The sequence below is a fragment of the Rhodococcus sp. G-MC3 genome (genome assembly GCF_030063335.1).
Lineage (GTDB): Bacteria > Actinomycetota > Actinomycetes > Mycobacteriales > Mycobacteriaceae > Rhodococcoides.
The window spans coordinates 107,096-123,312 of the sequence record NZ_JASISW010000005.1 but is presented as its reverse complement, the minus strand read 5'-3'; the positions used below and the strand labels follow the sequence as shown (position 1 = coordinate 123,312).

Annotated in this window: 16 protein-coding genes and 1 riboswitch; of the genes, 8 read left to right on the top strand and 8 right to left on the bottom strand. The window is 61.3% G+C overall.

Translation table 11 applies throughout. The annotated features are described in order from the left end of the window. Positions 1-302: 302 nt before the first annotated feature. Positions 303-863, bottom strand: a complete 561-nt coding sequence (locus tag QMK17_RS06875) for a C40 family peptidase (RefSeq protein ID WP_283507751.1) — start codon at positions 861-863, stop codon at positions 303-305. 16 nt (positions 864-879) lie between these two features. Then, positions 880-1,044, bottom strand: a riboswitch (cyclic di-AMP (ydaO/yuaA leader). A gap of 116 nt (positions 1,045-1,160) precedes the next feature. Further along, positions 1,161-1,442: a hypothetical protein gene (locus tag QMK17_RS06870; RefSeq protein WP_283507750.1), complete on the bottom strand. Its 282-nt coding sequence runs from the start codon at positions 1,440-1,442 to the stop codon at positions 1,161-1,163. A gap of 134 nt (positions 1,443-1,576) precedes the next feature. On the opposite strand from QMK17_RS06870, the gene QMK17_RS06865 reads away from it, so the two are divergent. Beyond that, the gene (locus QMK17_RS06865) at positions 1,577-3,307 is read left to right on the top strand and encodes a DEDD exonuclease domain-containing protein (RefSeq protein ID WP_283507749.1); all 1,731 of its coding nucleotides are present in this window, start codon (positions 1,577-1,579) and stop codon (positions 3,305-3,307) included. A 57-nt stretch (positions 3,308-3,364) separates the two neighbouring features. After that, on the top strand, positions 3,365-3,640 hold the full coding sequence (locus tag QMK17_RS06860) for an Lrp/AsnC family transcriptional regulator (RefSeq protein ID WP_283507748.1): 276 nt from the start codon (positions 3,365-3,367) through the stop codon (positions 3,638-3,640). A gap of 4 nt (positions 3,641-3,644) precedes the next feature. On the opposite strand, the gene trpD is transcribed toward QMK17_RS06860, so the two are convergent. Both trpD and QMK17_RS06850 read right to left on the bottom strand, forming a co-directional pair. Continuing rightward, the gene (gene trpD / locus QMK17_RS06855; protein WP_283507746.1) at positions 3,645-4,718 is read right to left on the bottom strand and encodes an anthranilate phosphoribosyltransferase; all 1,074 of its coding nucleotides are present in this window, start codon (positions 4,716-4,718) and stop codon (positions 3,645-3,647) included. A 54-nt stretch (positions 4,719-4,772) separates the two neighbouring features. Beyond that, positions 4,773-5,258, bottom strand: a complete 486-nt coding sequence (locus QMK17_RS06850) for a hypothetical protein (RefSeq protein WP_283507744.1) — start codon at positions 5,256-5,258, stop codon at positions 4,773-4,775. A 150-nt stretch (positions 5,259-5,408) separates the two neighbouring features. On the opposite strand from QMK17_RS06850, the gene ctaE reads away from it, so the two are divergent. The 5 genes from ctaE to QMK17_RS06825 all read left to right on the top strand — a co-directional run bounded on the left by ctaE (position 5,409) and on the right by QMK17_RS06825 (position 10,711). After that, entirely contained in the window at positions 5,409-6,020 is a 612-nt protein-coding gene (gene ctaE / locus QMK17_RS06845; protein WP_283507742.1) for an aa3-type cytochrome oxidase subunit III, read from the top strand. Between the two features lie 101 nt (positions 6,021-6,121). Then, positions 6,122-7,000, top strand: a complete 879-nt coding sequence (qcrC, locus tag QMK17_RS06840) for a cytochrome bc1 complex diheme cytochrome c subunit (protein ID WP_283507740.1) — start codon at positions 6,122-6,124, stop codon at positions 6,998-7,000. Next, positions 6,979-8,220, top strand: coding sequence for a cytochrome bc1 complex Rieske iron-sulfur subunit (gene qcrA, locus QMK17_RS06835; RefSeq protein WP_442972699.1), 1,242 nt, complete (start codon positions 6,979-6,981; stop codon positions 8,218-8,220). The genes qcrC and qcrA overlap by 22 nt, the downstream gene beginning before the upstream one ends. A gap of 2 nt (positions 8,221-8,222) precedes the next feature. Then, a complete protein-coding gene (gene qcrB / locus QMK17_RS06830; RefSeq protein ID WP_283507737.1) occupies positions 8,223-9,977 on the top strand; it encodes a cytochrome bc1 complex cytochrome b subunit in 1,755 nt (584 codons plus the stop codon). A 443-nt stretch (positions 9,978-10,420) separates the two neighbouring features. Then, a complete protein-coding gene (locus QMK17_RS06825) occupies positions 10,421-10,711 on the top strand; it encodes a hypothetical protein (protein ID WP_283507736.1) in 291 nt (96 codons plus the stop codon). A gap of 140 nt (positions 10,712-10,851) precedes the next feature. Here the strand turns inward: QMK17_RS06825 and QMK17_RS06820 are convergent, their stop codons facing one another. Next, positions 10,852-11,268, bottom strand: a complete 417-nt coding sequence (locus tag QMK17_RS06820; RefSeq protein WP_283507734.1) for a cytochrome c oxidase subunit 4 — start codon at positions 11,266-11,268, stop codon at positions 10,852-10,854. An 18-nt stretch (positions 11,269-11,286) separates the two neighbouring features. Beyond that, on the bottom strand, positions 11,287-12,366 hold the full coding sequence (gene ctaC, locus QMK17_RS06815) for an aa3-type cytochrome oxidase subunit II (RefSeq protein ID WP_283507997.1): 1,080 nt from the start codon (positions 12,364-12,366) through the stop codon (positions 11,287-11,289). A gap of 224 nt (positions 12,367-12,590) precedes the next feature. Here ctaC and asnB point away from each other — a divergent pair, with 224 nt between their 5' ends. After that, on the top strand, positions 12,591-14,516 hold the full coding sequence (gene asnB, locus QMK17_RS06810; RefSeq protein ID WP_283507996.1) for an asparagine synthase (glutamine-hydrolyzing): 1,926 nt from the start codon (positions 12,591-12,593) through the stop codon (positions 14,514-14,516). A 69-nt stretch (positions 14,517-14,585) separates the two neighbouring features. Here asnB and QMK17_RS06805 read toward each other — a convergent pair whose 3' ends face one another. Continuing rightward, positions 14,586-15,560, bottom strand: coding sequence for a carbohydrate kinase family protein (locus QMK17_RS06805; protein WP_283507995.1), 975 nt, complete (start codon positions 15,558-15,560; stop codon positions 14,586-14,588). A gap of 216 nt (positions 15,561-15,776) precedes the next feature. Further along, positions 15,777-16,127, bottom strand: coding sequence for a HesB/IscA family protein (locus QMK17_RS06800; RefSeq protein ID WP_283507733.1), 351 nt, complete (start codon positions 16,125-16,127; stop codon positions 15,777-15,779). Positions 16,128-16,217: the final 90 nt, after the last annotated feature.

Below are 16,217 nucleotides of genomic sequence, written 5' to 3'. Positions count from 1 at the left end.
CTCTCCGTTCTTGCTGTGGTCCACCGACACTGGCCGGCGTCGGTAACTATCGGATAACAAACCCTACCCAGGAGTAGGCTGCCGTGGGCGGAAACGAAGTCCAAATATCGGTCTTTTTCAAACTTTGCGTTCGAATCGACAGACTCAGGGCCTCGGCCAGGTTACGGAACGGCGTCGGAGGTGTCTACTCAGCCGACACCGACCGCGCGGGTGAGCGTCCGGCTGTTCTCGGAACGACAACAGCACCGGTCGCGCCACGACTGGCCGCGGACCGGTGCTGCGTTCGACTCGATCATGACAAATCAGTATCGACGAGCTCCGTCGAAGGGCATCGACGCCACGGGGGCAACCTTGACGGGTACGCCCGAAGTCGAAGCGTGGATGACATTGCCGTTACCTGCGTAGATCCCGGAGTGTGAACCACCGTAGAACGAGACGACGTCGCCGGGCTGGAGATCAGACTCGGCGATAGATGTACCCGCGGCAGCCTGGTCATAGCTCGTGCGAGGAAGGCTGACGCCCGCCTGCTTGTAGGCCCACTGGACCAGACCGGAGCAATCGAATGAATCGGGGCCAGACGCGCCGTACACATACGGCGAACCGATCTTGGACTCGGCAGCCTGAACAGCCTTTGCGGCCGGAGTCACCTGGGGCGCAACCGGAGCGGGCCCGCCCGGAAGTCCTGGGATCTGGGCCGGCATCGGCGGCAGACCCGGTATCTCGGGGATCTCGAAAGTTCCGACGCCGGGAATGGTGATGGGAGCCGCCATTGCGGGGGCAGCGGGCAGGATTACCGCGCCGGCTGTGATCGCACCGGCTACGAGTACTCGACGCAATGTACGGGTTGAAGTATGTGACGCCACGAAAGGTGTTGCTCCGTTTCTTCCTATCATCCGCCGACCGAGTTAGCTGACGGGTTCGGGCTGGGAAGATCAGCCCTACCCGCTTCGTCGCTGTGAGCAACTCGGCAGGATTCACCCCAGTAAAAATCGGGTTCCCGGTACGGGCACTCTCGCGAGTTACCCGATTAGGCGGTGACTTGCGACGCCACTCCTCTGTGTGGACTGGCGAGACTCCGCAAGGTCTCAGGAAGGTTACGAAATGGCATGCCCCTGTGTCGACCCCAACTCGCCGAGTTGCCCAAATCCTCGCTCCTTGCCCTACACCGCGCGCTGATCTGTCTCTGTGTCACGACTCGATAACGACTCGCGCTCGACGGTGTCCTTCGCATCGACCACGAGACGCAACCGGGGCACGAGTCCGCCTGCGGCAAGAATGTCGATTGCACCCAATTCCTCCTGGTCAATGTCGAGTTTCGGGGCCCACGAGCCGACCCGCACACCCTCCGCGGAAGGCATGCTGGGAGCTCCGAGAAGCACCGTGACAACACAGTCGGCGCACGCGATATCGCGAACCTTGCAATCACCGCAGTCGACGATCATGTGATCCTCATCTCTTTCATGTGTAAGACGGGTTTTCCACGTTCAACCGCGAACCTAGCCACCCACACCGACACGTTTCGTTTCGACGGTTCGGTGATCGAGATCTGTCGGTGGCCGGAGCTAGCGTCCTGATTGTGAGCCTCCCCATCCAGCTGAGCTTCGACGAACTCGACACCCCACTGCACGGAACGACGTTCGTGGTCGTCGACCTGGAAACGACCGGGGGCAGTGCCGACACCGAATCCATCACTGAAATCGGTGCGGTAAAGGTGAGGGGCGGGCAGGTCATCGGCGAGTTCGCCACATTGGTCGACCCTGGCCGGTCCATTCCGCAGTACATCGTGGAGCTGACCGGTATCACCACCGCAATGTTGATCGGCGCGCCCAGGATCGAGCGGGTACTGCCGAGCTTTCTGGAGTTCGCACACGGTTGCGTACTCGTCGCTCACAACGCCGGGTTCGACACGGGCTTTCTCCGGGCAGCCGCCAGTCGACTCGACATCGCTTGGCCCAAATTTCAGGTGCTGTGCACGGTCAAGTTGGCCCGGCGCGTTCTCACCCGCGACGAGGCCCCCTCGGTCAAGTTGTCCTCGCTGGCCTCGCTCTTCCAGGTGAGCACCCGCCCAACCCACCGAGCGCTCGACGACGCACGAGCAACAGTCGAGGTACTGCATGCCCTCATCGAGCGCGTCGGAAACCAGGGTGTGCACAGCTACGCAGAACTCGTGGACTATCTCCCCAACGTCTCGGCCGGCCAACGAGCCAAGCGCTCGTTGGCCTCGGGGCTTCCCCGCACTCCCGGCGTCTACCTCTTCAAGGGCCCGGGCGGCGAGGTCCTTTATGTAGGAACCTCGAACAACATTCAGAGACGTGTCCGCAATTACTTCACCGGCTCGGAAACTCGTGGCCGGATGAAGGAGATGGTGTCTCTTGCCGTGGCCGTTGACCACGTCGAGTGCTCGCACGCACTCGAGGCGGGGGTACGCGAGCTTCGATTGCTGTGCGCTCACATTCCGCCGTACAACCGGCGGTCCAAATTCCCGAAGAAGGGGTGGTGGATCGTCGCTACCGCGGAGGCGTTTCCACGGTTGTCCGTGGTGCGCACTCCGGCTCCCGACTCGATCGGCCCGTTTACCGTCCGCAGCGACGCGGCCGACGCGGCCTCCCTCATCTCGGCGTTCGCCGAGATCAGGACCTGCACTCGTCGTATCCCCCGGTCCGGCACCCACGGCCAGGACTGCCCGCCGTCGGCCGTGGGAGGTTGTGCTGCCGCCGGCGCGGGGACGGTCACCGTAGAGCACTATCTCGCCGCTACGGAGCGTTTCCTGGCGCTCGCCAACGGCACCGACGAGTCGCTACTCGAATCGATGAGGAGAAGCATCACCGCGCTGGCCGAGTCGGAACTGTTCGAATCGGCGGCGCGCTTGAGAGACAGACTTGCCACCCTCGCCGATGTGCTGCGACGCATGCACCGACTCTCTGCTGTGGCGTCCATCGCCGAACTCGTCGTTGCGCGAAGAACGACGGAGGGTGGCTGGGAGCTGATCGTCGTCCGATACGGCCGGCTGGCGGCCGCAGCGACGACTGCGAGGCACGTGCACCCCATGCCGATCGTCGAGGCCATCGTCGCCGGAGCAGAAACCGTGATCGCCGACGACACTCCCTTACGCGGCGCCCCGCCGGAGGAGGCGGGTCTCATTACACGGTGGCTGGACTCCGATGGCGTCAGAATAGTCAGAACATCCCACGGATACGCCCAGCCCATTCACGGCGCCGGTGCTTGGAAGCAGTGGTGCGGAGCCGCCAGAGCGGTGCATCGCACAGAAAGATACGCGTCCGAATTTCCGCAGCGGGCCGCCCTCTAAACTCGGATCTGCTCACGTTCGCATTGCACGTGTTCCCCCTGGTTGTTAAGGAGCCACATGATCAACGCCATCGTCATGATCGATGCCCAGGCACACGCCATCCCGGAGACTGCTCGGTCCGTGGCCGATGTCGAAGGAGTCACCGAGGTGTATTCGTGCGCCGGCGATGTGGATCTGATCGCGATCGTCAAGGTTCGCGATCACCAGCAGATCGCAGATGTAGTCACTCAACGCATCAACAAAATCGACGGAGTTCTGAACACGGCGACTCACATTGCGTTTCAGTCCTACTCCAGCTCCGATATCGAAGCCGGCTTCTCGATCGGCGAGTAGAACGTCAGTTCAGTTCGTTGGACCTCGACACCCACCGCGCGAGCAACGACGCCGTTGCCCCGGAATCGATAGCTTCCGCGGCCCGCGCGATTCCGGCGGCCAACGCCGTATCGAGGTCGGCTGCGTCGATACCGTGTGCAATTCCGTCGAACGCGGTCAGCGCAGCAGCGGCGTTCAGAAGTACAGCGTTGCGAACCGCACCGCCTTTGCCGGCGAAGACGTCGTGAGCAACCTTCGCATTGCGGGCCGCATCACCACCCTTCAGCGCATCGATCGGCACGTAATCGAACCCGAAATTCCGGGGATCGATCTTTGTCTCGGTCACCGAACCTTTCGACACGACATAGGCGGTCGTCGTCGACGACAGCGTGATCTCATCCAAACCGTCGTCGCCACGGACAACAAGGGCACTGCCCCCACGCTCCGCGAAGACACGGGCTACGACGGGGACGAGCGCTGGGAACGCGCAGCCGATGAGGCCCGCTTTCGGCTTACCGGGATTGGTGAGTGGCCCGAGCACGTTGAAGACCGTCGGAATACCGATCTCCTTGCGCGGCGGCCCAGCAAAGCGAAGCGCCGGGTGGTAGACCGGAGCAAAACAGAAACCGATTCCTACGTCACGGATGGTCGCGGCGACACCTTCAGGTCCCAAACCGAACTTGACCCCGAGTGCTTCCAACACGTCGGTGGTCCCGCTCTGCGACGAGGCTGCGCGATTGCCGTGTTTGACCACCCGCGCCCCGGCCGCAGCAGCCACAATCGCGGACATCGTGGAGATGTTGACGGTGTCGGCGCCGTCGCCACCGGTTCCGACCACATCGACGGCATCACGGTCGCATTCGACGAGGGTGGCGTGTGCGAGCATCGAATCCGCGAGCCCAAGAACTTCGGAAGGAGTGGGCCCTTTCATCTTGAGCGCCACACCGAACGCTGCGATCTGGGCCGACGTCGCGTTGTCGGACATGATCTCGTCCATCGCCCAACTCGTGTCGGCACTGGAGAGATCGGTGTTCGACGTCAAGGCCCCGAGAATCTGCTTCCAAGTCCTGCTCGGTTCAGTTCTCTTCGATCGGTTCATCTTCTTCCCGCGCTTTCCTCGACGACATGCCGACCGTGACGTGCGCCGAAAAGCTTAGTCAGCGGAATCGACGGCGATGGACTCAGGTTGCAAGGCATCCCATCCCGATACGGTGCCGCCCCGACGCTGCGCAAGACCTGCCATCCGAGACCTCTCCTGTGAGCAGTGCAGCGCGTCGATGATTTGAACCCTCTGCAGAGTCAACGAGACCGCGTTCGATACCTCCATCCGGTATCCGGTCTCAGGAATTCGGGGCTGAGGAGACGGCGTCTGCACTTGTTCGTATTCATCCTGCGCAGCCGTCGACACTGCATCTTCGACGGTGTCGGCCGGGAGAACGAGGTGGTGCCTGAACACCGTTTCCTCGCCGGACTTCCAGCCTCCGGAGGAGCCTGCTCGCTCCAACACCGAAGACGCGGATTCCGCGTCGTCGAAGGACTCCGCCACTATCACCAAATCTGTTCGAGTGGGGTCGAGTCGTTCCGGCGACGACCTGAGAAACAGCCGCCGGAACCATGATGCACCGCCGTTCGTTGCCATCGGGCAAGCCTTCCACGGCAGTGCTGGCAGGCATACCCGCAGCCTCTGAACTGGGTGTTCACGGAACGCTCCACCAGCGGTCACTCTTGCGACGCGCCAACATCGGACCCGGGTATGACTTCTGTACTACGAACAGTCATACTTCTTTCTGTGACGAGCGCTGTAGGGACTCAAGGATCGGCAATCACCCAACGTGTGCACTCGCTGAACCGTCCGAACATGGTCAGCGTCGGCACTATTGTGTGGCTGTCGAGCGAACTCATGTTCTTTGCTGGATTGTTCGCGATGTACTTCGTTGCGAGGGCGCAGGCGGACGGCAATTGGCCACCGGAACCGACCGAGCTCAATCTCGGTCTTGCAGTTCCGGTCACCGCCGTGTTGATCGCGTCGTCGTTCACGTGCCAGCTCGGCGTCTTCGCTGCTGAGCGTGGCGACGTCTTCGGACTTCGACGGTGGTACATCCTCACTCTGTTCATGGGCGCGTTCTTCGTCGCCGGTCAGGGCTATGAGTACTACCACCTGGTGCACGAGGGAACGACTTTGTCGTCGAGCGTGTACGGGTCGGTCTTCTACATCACTACCGGTTTCCACGGACTCCACGTCATCGGCGGCCTGATCGCCTTCGTCTTCCTGATCACACGAACCCTGGTCAGCAAGTTCACCCCCGCTCAGGCCACGGCGGCGATTGTCGTGTCCTATTACTGGCACTTCGTCGACATCGTGTGGATCGCATTGTTCGCCACCATCTACTTCATTCGCTAGTACACGTAAGCAAATCAAGTGTTTTCACCTCGCCACCAGCAGCGGACGTTCGGTATCAGCTCCCGACGTTCGGTCCGTCCCGACACGACAAGGGATTGAAGATGAGTTCATCTCCCCCAGCAGCACCCGGCGACAGCGCGAACGGATTCGATGCATCCCAATCCGTCTCTGCCGCCAAGAGTCGGCGGAAGCGCAAGACTCGTCGCCGCGTCACCGGCGCACTCGTTCTCATGATGGGCCTACTGAGCGCAGGTTTCCTCGCTTCGGCCCTCACACCGACCCCGCAGGTAGCCACGGCCGATCAGGATTCGGCCGCGCTCATCCGCGAGGGTAAGCAGCTGTACGACACGTCTTGCGTCACTTGCCACGGTGTGAATTTGCAGGGCGTCCAGGACCGCGGACCCAGCTTGATCGGAGTCGGTGAAGCGGCGGTCTACTTCCAGGTCTCGTCGGGCCGCATGCCCGCAGTCCGTAACGAAGCTCAGATCGAGCGCAAACCACCGAAGTTCGACGACAAGCAGGTCGACGCACTGGGCGCCTACATCCAGACCAACGGTAGTGGCCCCACCGTTCTCCGTGACAGCAACGGCGATATTGCTCAGTCCTCACTCGCCGATGGTGATATCGCCCGGGGCAGTGAGCTGTTCCGCTTGAACTGCGCGTCGTGCCACAACTTCACCGGCGAGGGCGGCGCCTTGTCCTCCGGCAAGTACGCCCCGGCGCTAGGGCCTGCCAGCGAACAGCAGATCTACGCAGCCATGATCTCCGGCCCGCAGAACATGCCGAAGTTCTCGGACCGTCAGCTCACGCAAGAAGAAAAGATCGACATCATTTCGTATGTGAAGTCCGCACAGGAAACGAATGCACCCGGTGGCTGGGGCCTCGGCGGCTTCGGACCTGGCACCGAAGCTATTGCAATCTGGGTTGTCGGAATCGCTGCCGTTGTCGGCGCAACACTGTGGATCGGAGCAAGGTCATGAGCGACGCTGATTCTCCTCGCGCCGACGGTAGCCAGGGCGACAGCTCGGACGTCGAAGGCTCGAACGTCGACGGCTCGAAGATCGACAGGGTGGACGTGAACAGGAAGTACACCGACGAGGAACTCGCCGGTATGACGCGCGAACAGCTCGTCGAGCTCGGAACCAACCTCGACCATGTCAACGTTGCGTACCGGCGCGACCGTTGGGCAGTCGAGGGCACCCGCGCCGAGAAGCGGGCCGAGCGGAGCGTCGCATTCTGGTTTGGGCTCTCCGGTGTAGCAGCTGTTGCGTTCATTGCCGTCTACTTGTTCTGGCCGTGGCAGTACGCGGGCCGGGGCGACGAGAACTACGGCGCATTCACGCTGTACACCCCGCTGATCGGTCTGACCATGGGTCTCGCCATCCTCGGTGTCGGTGTCGGCGCTGTTCAGTTCACCAAGAAGTTCATTCCCGAAGAGGTCTCGATCCAGGACCGCCACGACGGCGGATCTTCCGAGATCGATCGCAGGACAGTGGTCGCCGAGCTCGGTGACTCCTTCGACACGTCGACGATCGCTCGGCGCAAGGTGATCAAGCGGTCACTCTTCTTCGGCGGCGGCGCACTTGGAATCATGGCAATAATGCCGCTCGGTGGACTGATCAAGAACCCATGGGCAGAAGGAGACAAGTCTCCGCTCTGGGTGTCCGGCTGGACTCCGCGCTATCCTGGGGAGACTATCTACCTTCGGCGCGACACCGGGCGTCCCCACGATGTCGTTCTGGTGCGTCCCGAGGATATGGACTCCGGAGCCATGGAAACTGTCTTTCCCTTCCGCGAGGCGGACCGCGACGACGATCACGCTCTTCTCGAATCGCTTCGCGGCATTCGCAACGCTGTGATGCTTATCCGTCTCCGCACCGAGGACACGGCCAAGGTCATCAAGCGCAAGGGACAAGAGAGCTTCAACTACGGCGATTACTTCGCCTACTCGAAAATTTGCACGCACCTGGGTTGCCCGACATCACTGTACGAGCAGCAGACCAACCGCATCCTGTGCCCATGCCACCAGTCGCAGTTCAACGCACTGGAATACGCAAAGCCGATCTTCGGACCTGCGGCGCGTGCATTGCCGCAACTTCCGATCACCGTCGACAAGGATGGATTCCTTGTCGCCGGCGCTGACTTCATCGAAGCCCTGGGACCCGCCTTCTGGGAGCGTCCCACCGGTAGGGAGAGCTGATCATGAGTCCCTCACTGCAGAACCTTGCCGCCGAGCAGGCGAACGGCGTCGACAGCCGATATCACCTCGCACCGGGCCTACGTCGTCAGATCAACAAGGTCTTTCCGACACACTGGTCCTTCCTTCTGGGCGAGATCGCGCTGTACAGCTTCGTCATTCTGCTGATCTCGGGTGTGTTCCTGACGCTGTTCTTCGACCCTTCGCTCAGCGAAGTCGAGTACAACGGCATCTACGAGCCCCTCCGAGGAGTGTCCATGTCTCGTGCTTACGAGACTGCACTCAACATTTCGTTCGAGGTGCGCGGCGGACTCTTCATGCGCCAGATTCACCACTGGGCAGCGTTGATGTTCGCGTGCTCGATCATCGTGCACATGCTCCGCATCTTCTTCACCGGTGCGTTCCGTCGCCCGCGTGAAGCGAACTGGGTCATTGGTTGCTTGCTGCTGATCTTGGCGATGTTCGAAGGCTTCTTCGGCTACTCGCTCCCCGATGACCTGCTGTCGGGCACCGGCCTACGTGCCGCGTTCTCCGGCATCACCATGAGTATTCCGATTGTCGGCACCTGGATGCACTGGCTGATCTTCGACGGAGACTTCCCCGGCACGATTATCATCCCGCGCCTCTACGTTGCCCACGTGCTGCTCCTGCCCGCAATCATTCTGGCGTTGATTGCGGCTCACCTCGCGTTGATCTGGTACCAGAAGCACACGCAGTTTCCCGGGCCCGGCCGCACCGAAACGAACGTTGTCGGCGTTCGAATCCTCCCGGTGTTCGCCGTCAAGTCCGGTGCCTTCTTCGCTGTCACGTTCGGCATCATCGCGCTCATGGGCGGTCTGTTCCAGATCAACCCGGTGTGGAATCTTGGACCGTACAACCCTGCACAGGTCTCAGCCGGTTCGCAGCCCGACTTCTACATGATGTGGACGGACGGCCTGGCTCGACTGTGGCCGGCATGGGATATCTACATCGCAAGTCGGTACACAATTCCTGCTGTGTTCGCCGTTGCTCTGATCATGGGCCTGGTCTTCACCGTGATGATCGCCTACCCGTGGATCGAGAAGCGCCTCACGGGCGACACTGCGCACCACAATCTGCTGCAGCGCCCTCGCGACGTTCCGGTTCGTACCGCGATCGGAGCAATGGTGTTGGCGTTCTACATCGTTCTCACACTCTCGTGCGTGAACGACATCATCGCGTACAAGTTCGATATTTCGCTGAACGCGATGACGTGGATCGGTCGAATCGGAATGCTGGTTCTTCCTCCGATTGCCTACTTTGTTGCGTACCGGTTCTGCATCGGCTTGCAGCGCAGTGACCGTGCAGTCCTCGATCATGGCATCGAGACCGGCATCATCAAGCGCCTTCCGCACGGCCAGTACGTCGAGGTTCATCAGCCCCTCGGACCGGTCGACGACCACGGCCACCCGATCCCGCTCGAGTACCAGGGTGCTGCTGTACCGAAGAAGATGAGCAAGCTCGGTTCTGCCGGTAAGCCAGGTTCCGGATCGATCTTCCGTCCGGACCCGGTTTCAGAAAGCAAAGCGCTCGAAGAAGCTTTGCACCACGGTGAGATCGAGCAGCTGACGATGTTGAAGAACTACCAAGCCGAGCTGTACGGCAAGGTTTCGAACGGCAAGGGTTCGAACGGCAACGGCTCGAACGGTAACGGTCACACCAATGGCAACGGCGCGAACGGCCATGCCAACGGCGCGGCCGAGCACACACCCGCTCGCCAGGAAAGCGACATCGAGCACTAGAAGTACCTCCGAAAAGAAGGGCGACACCTACTGGTGTCGCCCTTCTTTTGTCGGTTGTGCCGGTGAGGCACGGACTTCGAAACCACTCCCCTCCCCCGTCGTCCCCACCGTCGGACTGGCGGATCCACACCCTGAAGGTTGCGAAGGGGAAATACTGAGCCCAGCTGACACACGCCGCGCTGTCGACATGCTCATCACCACAATGAGGCCGTCGAAGCGGCTGGCCTGCACAGCAGCTGGGCTTGCCCGATCCACATGCGGACGCCGATCTCAGGGCGGCACTTCCTACGCCCGAAAGAAGACCCGATACTCGGGTTTCGCCGCGACTGGGCGCATCTGAGGCACGATCAAAAGGGCGTACTGGTGAACAGAGGAAAGTTCACCGCCTGTCGAAGAAAAAAGGCCAGGTCCGCATTCACCATCCACTTATCAAGATCGCATCGATGATCGACGAGCACGCACGCCTGTCGCTGATGACCATCGTCGAGCGTTCGATGGCCGCCGAGCGGTTGGTCAAGGAGCTCCGCAAGACGTTCGCACTGTCGGATGAACCCGCCGCTGGTGCTGCAGCGGTTCTGCACGAACCGCGTTGGTATCTCGTCCACCCACCGCGAACACCGTGGAACAACGGTCACATCGAACCTAGGGTCCCGCCCCCTTGCCGGAGCACACGCTGCTCAGCGCACGGCCCGGCATCACCCGGTGGACGCACGCGAGAAAAGACTGACAACTAGCGAAACGCGGCTCTGGCGAGCATGGTCCGACTATCAGGGACCTAGCAGGGGCATACCCCGCGGGGTTCGAGACCCGTCAACGACCAAAGCGCCGACCATCCCGAAGGATGATCGGCGCTTTCACCGATTGTGACCGACTGTCAGTGTTTCTCAGGTCCGAGGTGATACTCGAAGACCAGCCCGGCGGCTGCCGACAGAATCAGCAGAACACCGAAGGCAATGAGCCACCACAGGAAGAAGGCGAATCCGAGGGCTGTGACCGACGCGGCCCCCGCCAACAGAATTGGCCAGAAGCTACCGGGACTGAAGAACCCGAGGTCACCTGCGCCGTCACTGATCTCGGCGTCGTCGAAGTCCTCCGGGCGGGTGTCGAGCCGACGTGCCACGAATCGGAAGTAGGTTCCGATGATGAGGGTCAGGCCGACTGACAACGCGATTGCCGTGACGCCTGCCCACTCGACGCCTGTACGAGAAAAGCCCGTGAAGAGCGCGTACACGATCCCGACGAGAAGAAAGAAGACAGTCAGGATCTCGAAGATCTTGGCTTCGATTTTCATTTCAACATTCTTCCTGGGTCAGTTGCCTTCGGCGACGGTTTCGGACTTCTGCGCACGGTCAGTGGTGAACGGGATTGTGCTCGTTGCGATCGGAGATTGCCCGATTGCTTGAAGCGCCTGGGCGTTGGTCAGACCTTCGCCCCCGTCCGACGCAGGCTTGCGCAGTTCGATGTATTGCTCGAAATCGTCCGGCGACACCGCACGAACCTCGAAGTTCATCATCGCGTGGAACGTGCCGCACATTTCGGTGCAGCGACCGACGAACGCACCTTCTCGCTCGATTTCGGAAATCTGGAAAACGTTGTCCGAGTGGTTTTCCTTCGGGTTCGGCAGCACGTCGCGCTTGAACAGGAACTCCGGAACCCAGAAGCCGTGGATGACGTCGGAGGATGCAAGTACGAATTCGATCCGCTTGCCCGTTGGGAGAACCAAAACCGGAATCTCGTTGCTGGTACCGACGGTCTCGATCTGGTCATAGTGCAGGTAGGACAGATCCTGCGGGCTCACTCCGTGAATGGCTCCAGGAACGATCTCGCCGTCCTCGCTACCTTCAGCTTCACCTTCGGGCGGATTGGCGGAGGCCTCGGCAGCTGCTTGCGCCTCGACGTCCGTGCCGTCGTACTTGACGGTGCCGTCTTTCAGATCGACTGTCTGGTAACCGAACTTCCAGTTCCACTGGAAGGCCGTCACGTCGACCGTGACGTCAGGATTCGGCTGTTTCTCGTCGACGTAGTTCTGCACCACGACGGTGAAGTAGAACAACACCGCGATGATGACGAACGGGACCGCTGTGTAAAAGAGCTCCAACGGCACGTTGTACGCCGTCTGACGCGGGAATTCGGGCGAGTCCTTCTTCTTGCGGTGGAAGATGACCACCCAGAAGATCAGAGCCCACACGATGATGCCCATGATCAAGGCTGCAATTACCGACCACGTCCACAACTCGCGGATCGACTCGCCCTGGGGCGTGATGCCCACTGGAAAGCCGAAGCGCAGGACCTCGTTGTCGATGGAACAGCCCGACAGCAGCAACGCGGCTACGCCGAGAAATGCTGCAAGCCCAGCTCGCCGAAGGATCCGACTCTGCGCCACGTTCACGCCTTCCTGATCGCTCACCACTGAAGAATAGGGCCTCCACATGCGGATGCCCTAGTACTACGCAGCGTAGACCAAAGCCGGCGAAACACTACTGTTGGGTCGTTACCTGGTGTCGGCCGTGTCTGCGGCATACTCGTAACTTCCGTGTCGCCGGGTGCTGCACAGATTGCGGCCGGCGCGGGCGGGCGAACATTTCCCAATTGCGAAACGAGGTAGTGGACGCTGTGTGTGGACTACTAGGTGTACTGACGTCGGCCTGCACGAATGCTGCGGGGGTCGATGCCGTCTCCTCGGCCATGCACTGCATGCGGCACCGCGGTCCGGACGAGCCGGGAACATGGCACGACGACGACGTAATCTACGGCTTCAATCGGCTGTCGATCATCGATATCGCCCATTCGCACCAGCCTCTGCGCTGGGGCCCGGCCGAGAACCCGACCCGGTACGCGTTGACGTTCAACGGCGAGATCTACAACTACCTCGAGCTGCGCGCCGAACTGACGGCCGAGCACGGTGCCGAATTTTTCACGGAAGGCGACGGCGAGTCAATCGTCGCTGCGTTCCATTACTGGGGCGCCGAAGCGGTCCGCCGTCTACGTGGCATGTTCGCCTTCGCGATCTGGGATACCGAGACGCGAGAGATGTTCATCGCTCGCGATCCGTTCGGCATCAAGCCCCTCTTCGTCGCCACGGGCGCTGGTGGCACGGCATTCGGCAGTGAGAAGAAGAGCCTGCTCGAGCTCGCCGATCTCGTCGGTATCGGGTTGGACCTCGATCCGCGCGCGACAGAGCATTACACCGTCCTGCAGTACGTTCCCGAGCCCGAGACTCTGCACGCCGAAATCCGTCGCCTCGAATCAGGCTGCTTCGCCACCCTCTCCCCCGGCACAGCGCCGAAGATCACCCGCTACTTCACACCGAAGTTCGCGGTGAAGCCGTTCACGCCCGGTTCCGAGGCCGCCCGATACCAGGAGATCGCCGAGGCGCTCGAAGATTCCGTCGCCAAACACATGCGCGCCGACGTCACAGTCGGCTCGTTCCTTTCCGGAGGAATCGACTCGACTGCCATCGCGGCACTGGCGATACGCCACAATCCGAACCTCATCACGTTTACAACGGGGTTCGAGCGCGAAGGCTATTCCGAGGTCGACGTGGCGGCTGAGTCCGCTGCAGCAATCGGGGCTCGGCACGTGGTCAAGGTCGTGGGGCCGGAAGAATTCGCGGCGTCGATTCCTGAGATCGTCTGGTACCTCGACGACCCTGTCGCCGACCCAGCGTTGGTGCCGCTGTACTTCGTGGCCAAGGAAGCGCGCAAACACGTCAAGGTGGTCTTGTCCGGCGAGGGCGCCGACGAACTCTTCGGTGGCTACACGATCTATCGGGAACCACTATCGCTGAAGCCTTTCGATTATCTACCGAAGGGGCTGCGCCGCGCTGCAGGGGCACTGAGCGAGAAAATCCCCGACGGGACACGCGGCAAGAGCCTGCTCCACCGAGGCTCGATGACTCTCGAAGACCGTTACTACGGAAATGCACGCAGCTTCGGCGACGCCCAACTCCGCGCCGTACTCCGCGACTTCCGACCGGAGTGGACCCACACCGACGTGACGGCACCCATCTACGCACAGTCCGTGGGTTGGGATCCCGTCGCTCGGATGCAGCACCTTGATTTGTTCACGTGGCTACGTGGAGACATCCTTGTCAAAGCCGACAAGATCACCATGGCCAACTCACTCGAACTTCGTGTTCCGTTCCTCGACTCCGAGGTGTTCAAGGTCGCCGAGAAGCTGCCGCTGGAGCAGAAGATCACCAAGGACACGACGAAGTACGCGCTGCGTCAGGCTTTGGAGGGCATCGTGCCGGGGCACGTCCTACACCGGGCCAAGCTCGGGTTCCCGGTTCCCCTGCGGCACTGGTTGCGCGGAACAGAACTCTTCGATTGGGCGCACCAACAGATCCAAGAGTCCGAAACCGATCATATTCTGAACAAGTCAGCCATCACGGCGATGCTCAACGAGCACCGGGACGGCAAGTCCGACCACAGTCGTCGGCTGTGGACTGTGCTCATCTTCATGGTGTGGCATGGAATTTTCGTCGAGAAGCGCATCGTTCCGAACATCGCGGAGCCCTCATATCCGGTCGCGCTCTAGCCATCCCATCGGCATGAATGCGCCATCGCAACGGCTGGACGGTTGCGATGGCGCATTCATGCCAAAGGGCTAGACGGGCAGCAATGCACCGATCTCGTCGGCAGCGCTCATTCCGTACGCCGCACCGAGCCGCTTGAGAGCGTCGTCGCGAACGAAGGTCCATTCCTGGGTGCCCGTGGTCTCCAGGACCAGGACAGCTACCAACGAGCCGAGCTGCGCAGCGCGTTCGACAGACGCACCGGCCAGGTGTGCAATGAGGAATCCCGCACGGAAGCCGTCGCCGACGCCCGTCGGATCCACCTTGCTGGTTTCCGGTACCACTGCGACGTGGGTCTTAGTGCCGTCAGCGGTCACGATCTCTACACCGGACTTGCCGAGCGTAGTCACTCGCACGCCGACCTTGGCCGCGATCTCGGCCTCGGACAATCCGGTCTTCTGCCGGAGAAGTCCCCACTCGTACTCGTTGGTGAAGAGGTAGGCCGCGCCCTCGATCAGAGCCGTCGCTTGTTCCCCGCTGAGGCGCGCCAACTGCTGTGACGGGTCCGCCGCGAACGGAATGCCCGCTGTGCGGCACTGCTCTGTGTGCGCCAGCATTGCATCCGGATCGTTTGCGCCGACCAGCACCAGGTCGATGGGATCCTTCGACTCGAGCTCCGCGATCGAAATGTCACGAGCTTCGCTCATCGCACCGGGATAGAACGACGCGATCTGCGCCATGTCTTCGTCGGTGGTGCAGACGAACCGCGCGGTGTGCGCGGTAGCCGACACCCGCACCCCGCCACAGTCGACACCGTTCGCTTCAAGCCACGAACGATATTCGCCGAAGTCAGGACCGACCGCACCGACGAGGAGCGGTGATCCACCGAGGACGCCCAGTGCGTAGGCGATGTTGCCTCCGACGCCGCCCTTCCTGATGACGAGATCGTCGACGAGGAAGCTCAGCGAAATGTTGGTCAGCTGATCCGCTACCAACTGATCGACGAACTTGCCGGGGAACCGCATCAGGTGATCGGTTGCTATGGATCCCGATACCGCAAGAGTCACGTACTTGGGCCTTTCGATGGTGGTCGACACGATGGTGTGGTCAACACCATCGAAGAGCTACGTACTGCGTAGGCAACCACGTTACGTCAGGCGTGGAGCGCATAGGTTACTCAGTGGGGCCAGCCTGCACCGGACGTGGACCTTCCAGAATACGCACATGCTTCTGACCGGTACCCGCAAGCGCGGGTACCGGTCAGAAGTTCGCTGAGCTATAGCTCAGTTGAACGAATCGCCGCAGGCACACGAGCCCGTTGCGTTCGGATTGTCGATTGTGAAGCCCTGCTTTTCGATGGTGTCCACAAAATCGATGGACGCACCTTCGACGTACGGAGCGCTCATACGGTCGACCGCGAGCGTGACTCCTTCGAAGTCCACTGCGAGGTCGCCGTCGAGGTTGCGATCGTCGAAGAAGAGCTGGTAGCGCAAACCTGCACAGCCTCCAGGCTGTACGGCAATACGCAGCGCGAGGTCATCGCGGCCTTCTTGATCCAGCAACGCCTTGGCCTTCGATGACGCAGCTTCTGTCATCGTGACCTTGTGCGTGATGGTCTCGTTCGAGACGGTCATGGGCTCTCCCTGTCAGTCGTACCAAACCCGTGAACAACTCAACCGTACTCCGGATGTGGTTATTCCTCACGTTGCCGTCCGCCGTCGGGC

Bases quoted from the DNA above. Each gene is read 5' to 3' on its own strand.
- QMK17_RS06860 (WP_283507748.1), top strand. From the start codon at position 3,365: ATGATCAACGCCATCGTCATGATCGATGCCCAGGCACACGCCATCCCG.
- qcrC (WP_283507740.1), top strand. From the start codon at position 6,122: ATGAGTTCATCTCCCCCAGCAGCACCCGGCGACAGCGCGAACGGATTC.
- qcrB (WP_283507737.1), top strand. From the start codon at position 8,223: ATGAGTCCCTCACTGCAGAACCTTGCCGCCGAGCAGGCGAACGGCGTC.
- QMK17_RS06825 (WP_283507736.1), top strand. From the start codon at position 10,421: ATGATCGACGAGCACGCACGCCTGTCGCTGATGACCATCGTCGAGCGT.
- QMK17_RS06870 (WP_283507750.1), bottom strand. From the start codon at position 1,442: ATGATCGTCGACTGCGGTGATTGCAAGGTTCGCGATATCGCGTGCGCC.
- trpD (WP_283507746.1), bottom strand. From the start codon at position 4,718: ATGAACCGATCGAAGAGAACTGAACCGAGCAGGACTTGGAAGCAGATT.
- QMK17_RS06820 (WP_283507734.1), bottom strand. From the start codon at position 11,268: ATGAAAATCGAAGCCAAGATCTTCGAGATCCTGACTGTCTTCTTTCTT.
- QMK17_RS06850 (WP_283507744.1), bottom strand. From the start codon at position 5,258: ATGGCAACGAACGGCGGTGCATCATGGTTCCGGCGGCTGTTTCTCAGG.
- QMK17_RS06800 (WP_283507733.1), bottom strand. From the start codon at position 16,127: ATGACCGTCTCGAACGAGACCATCACGCACAAGGTCACGATGACAGAA.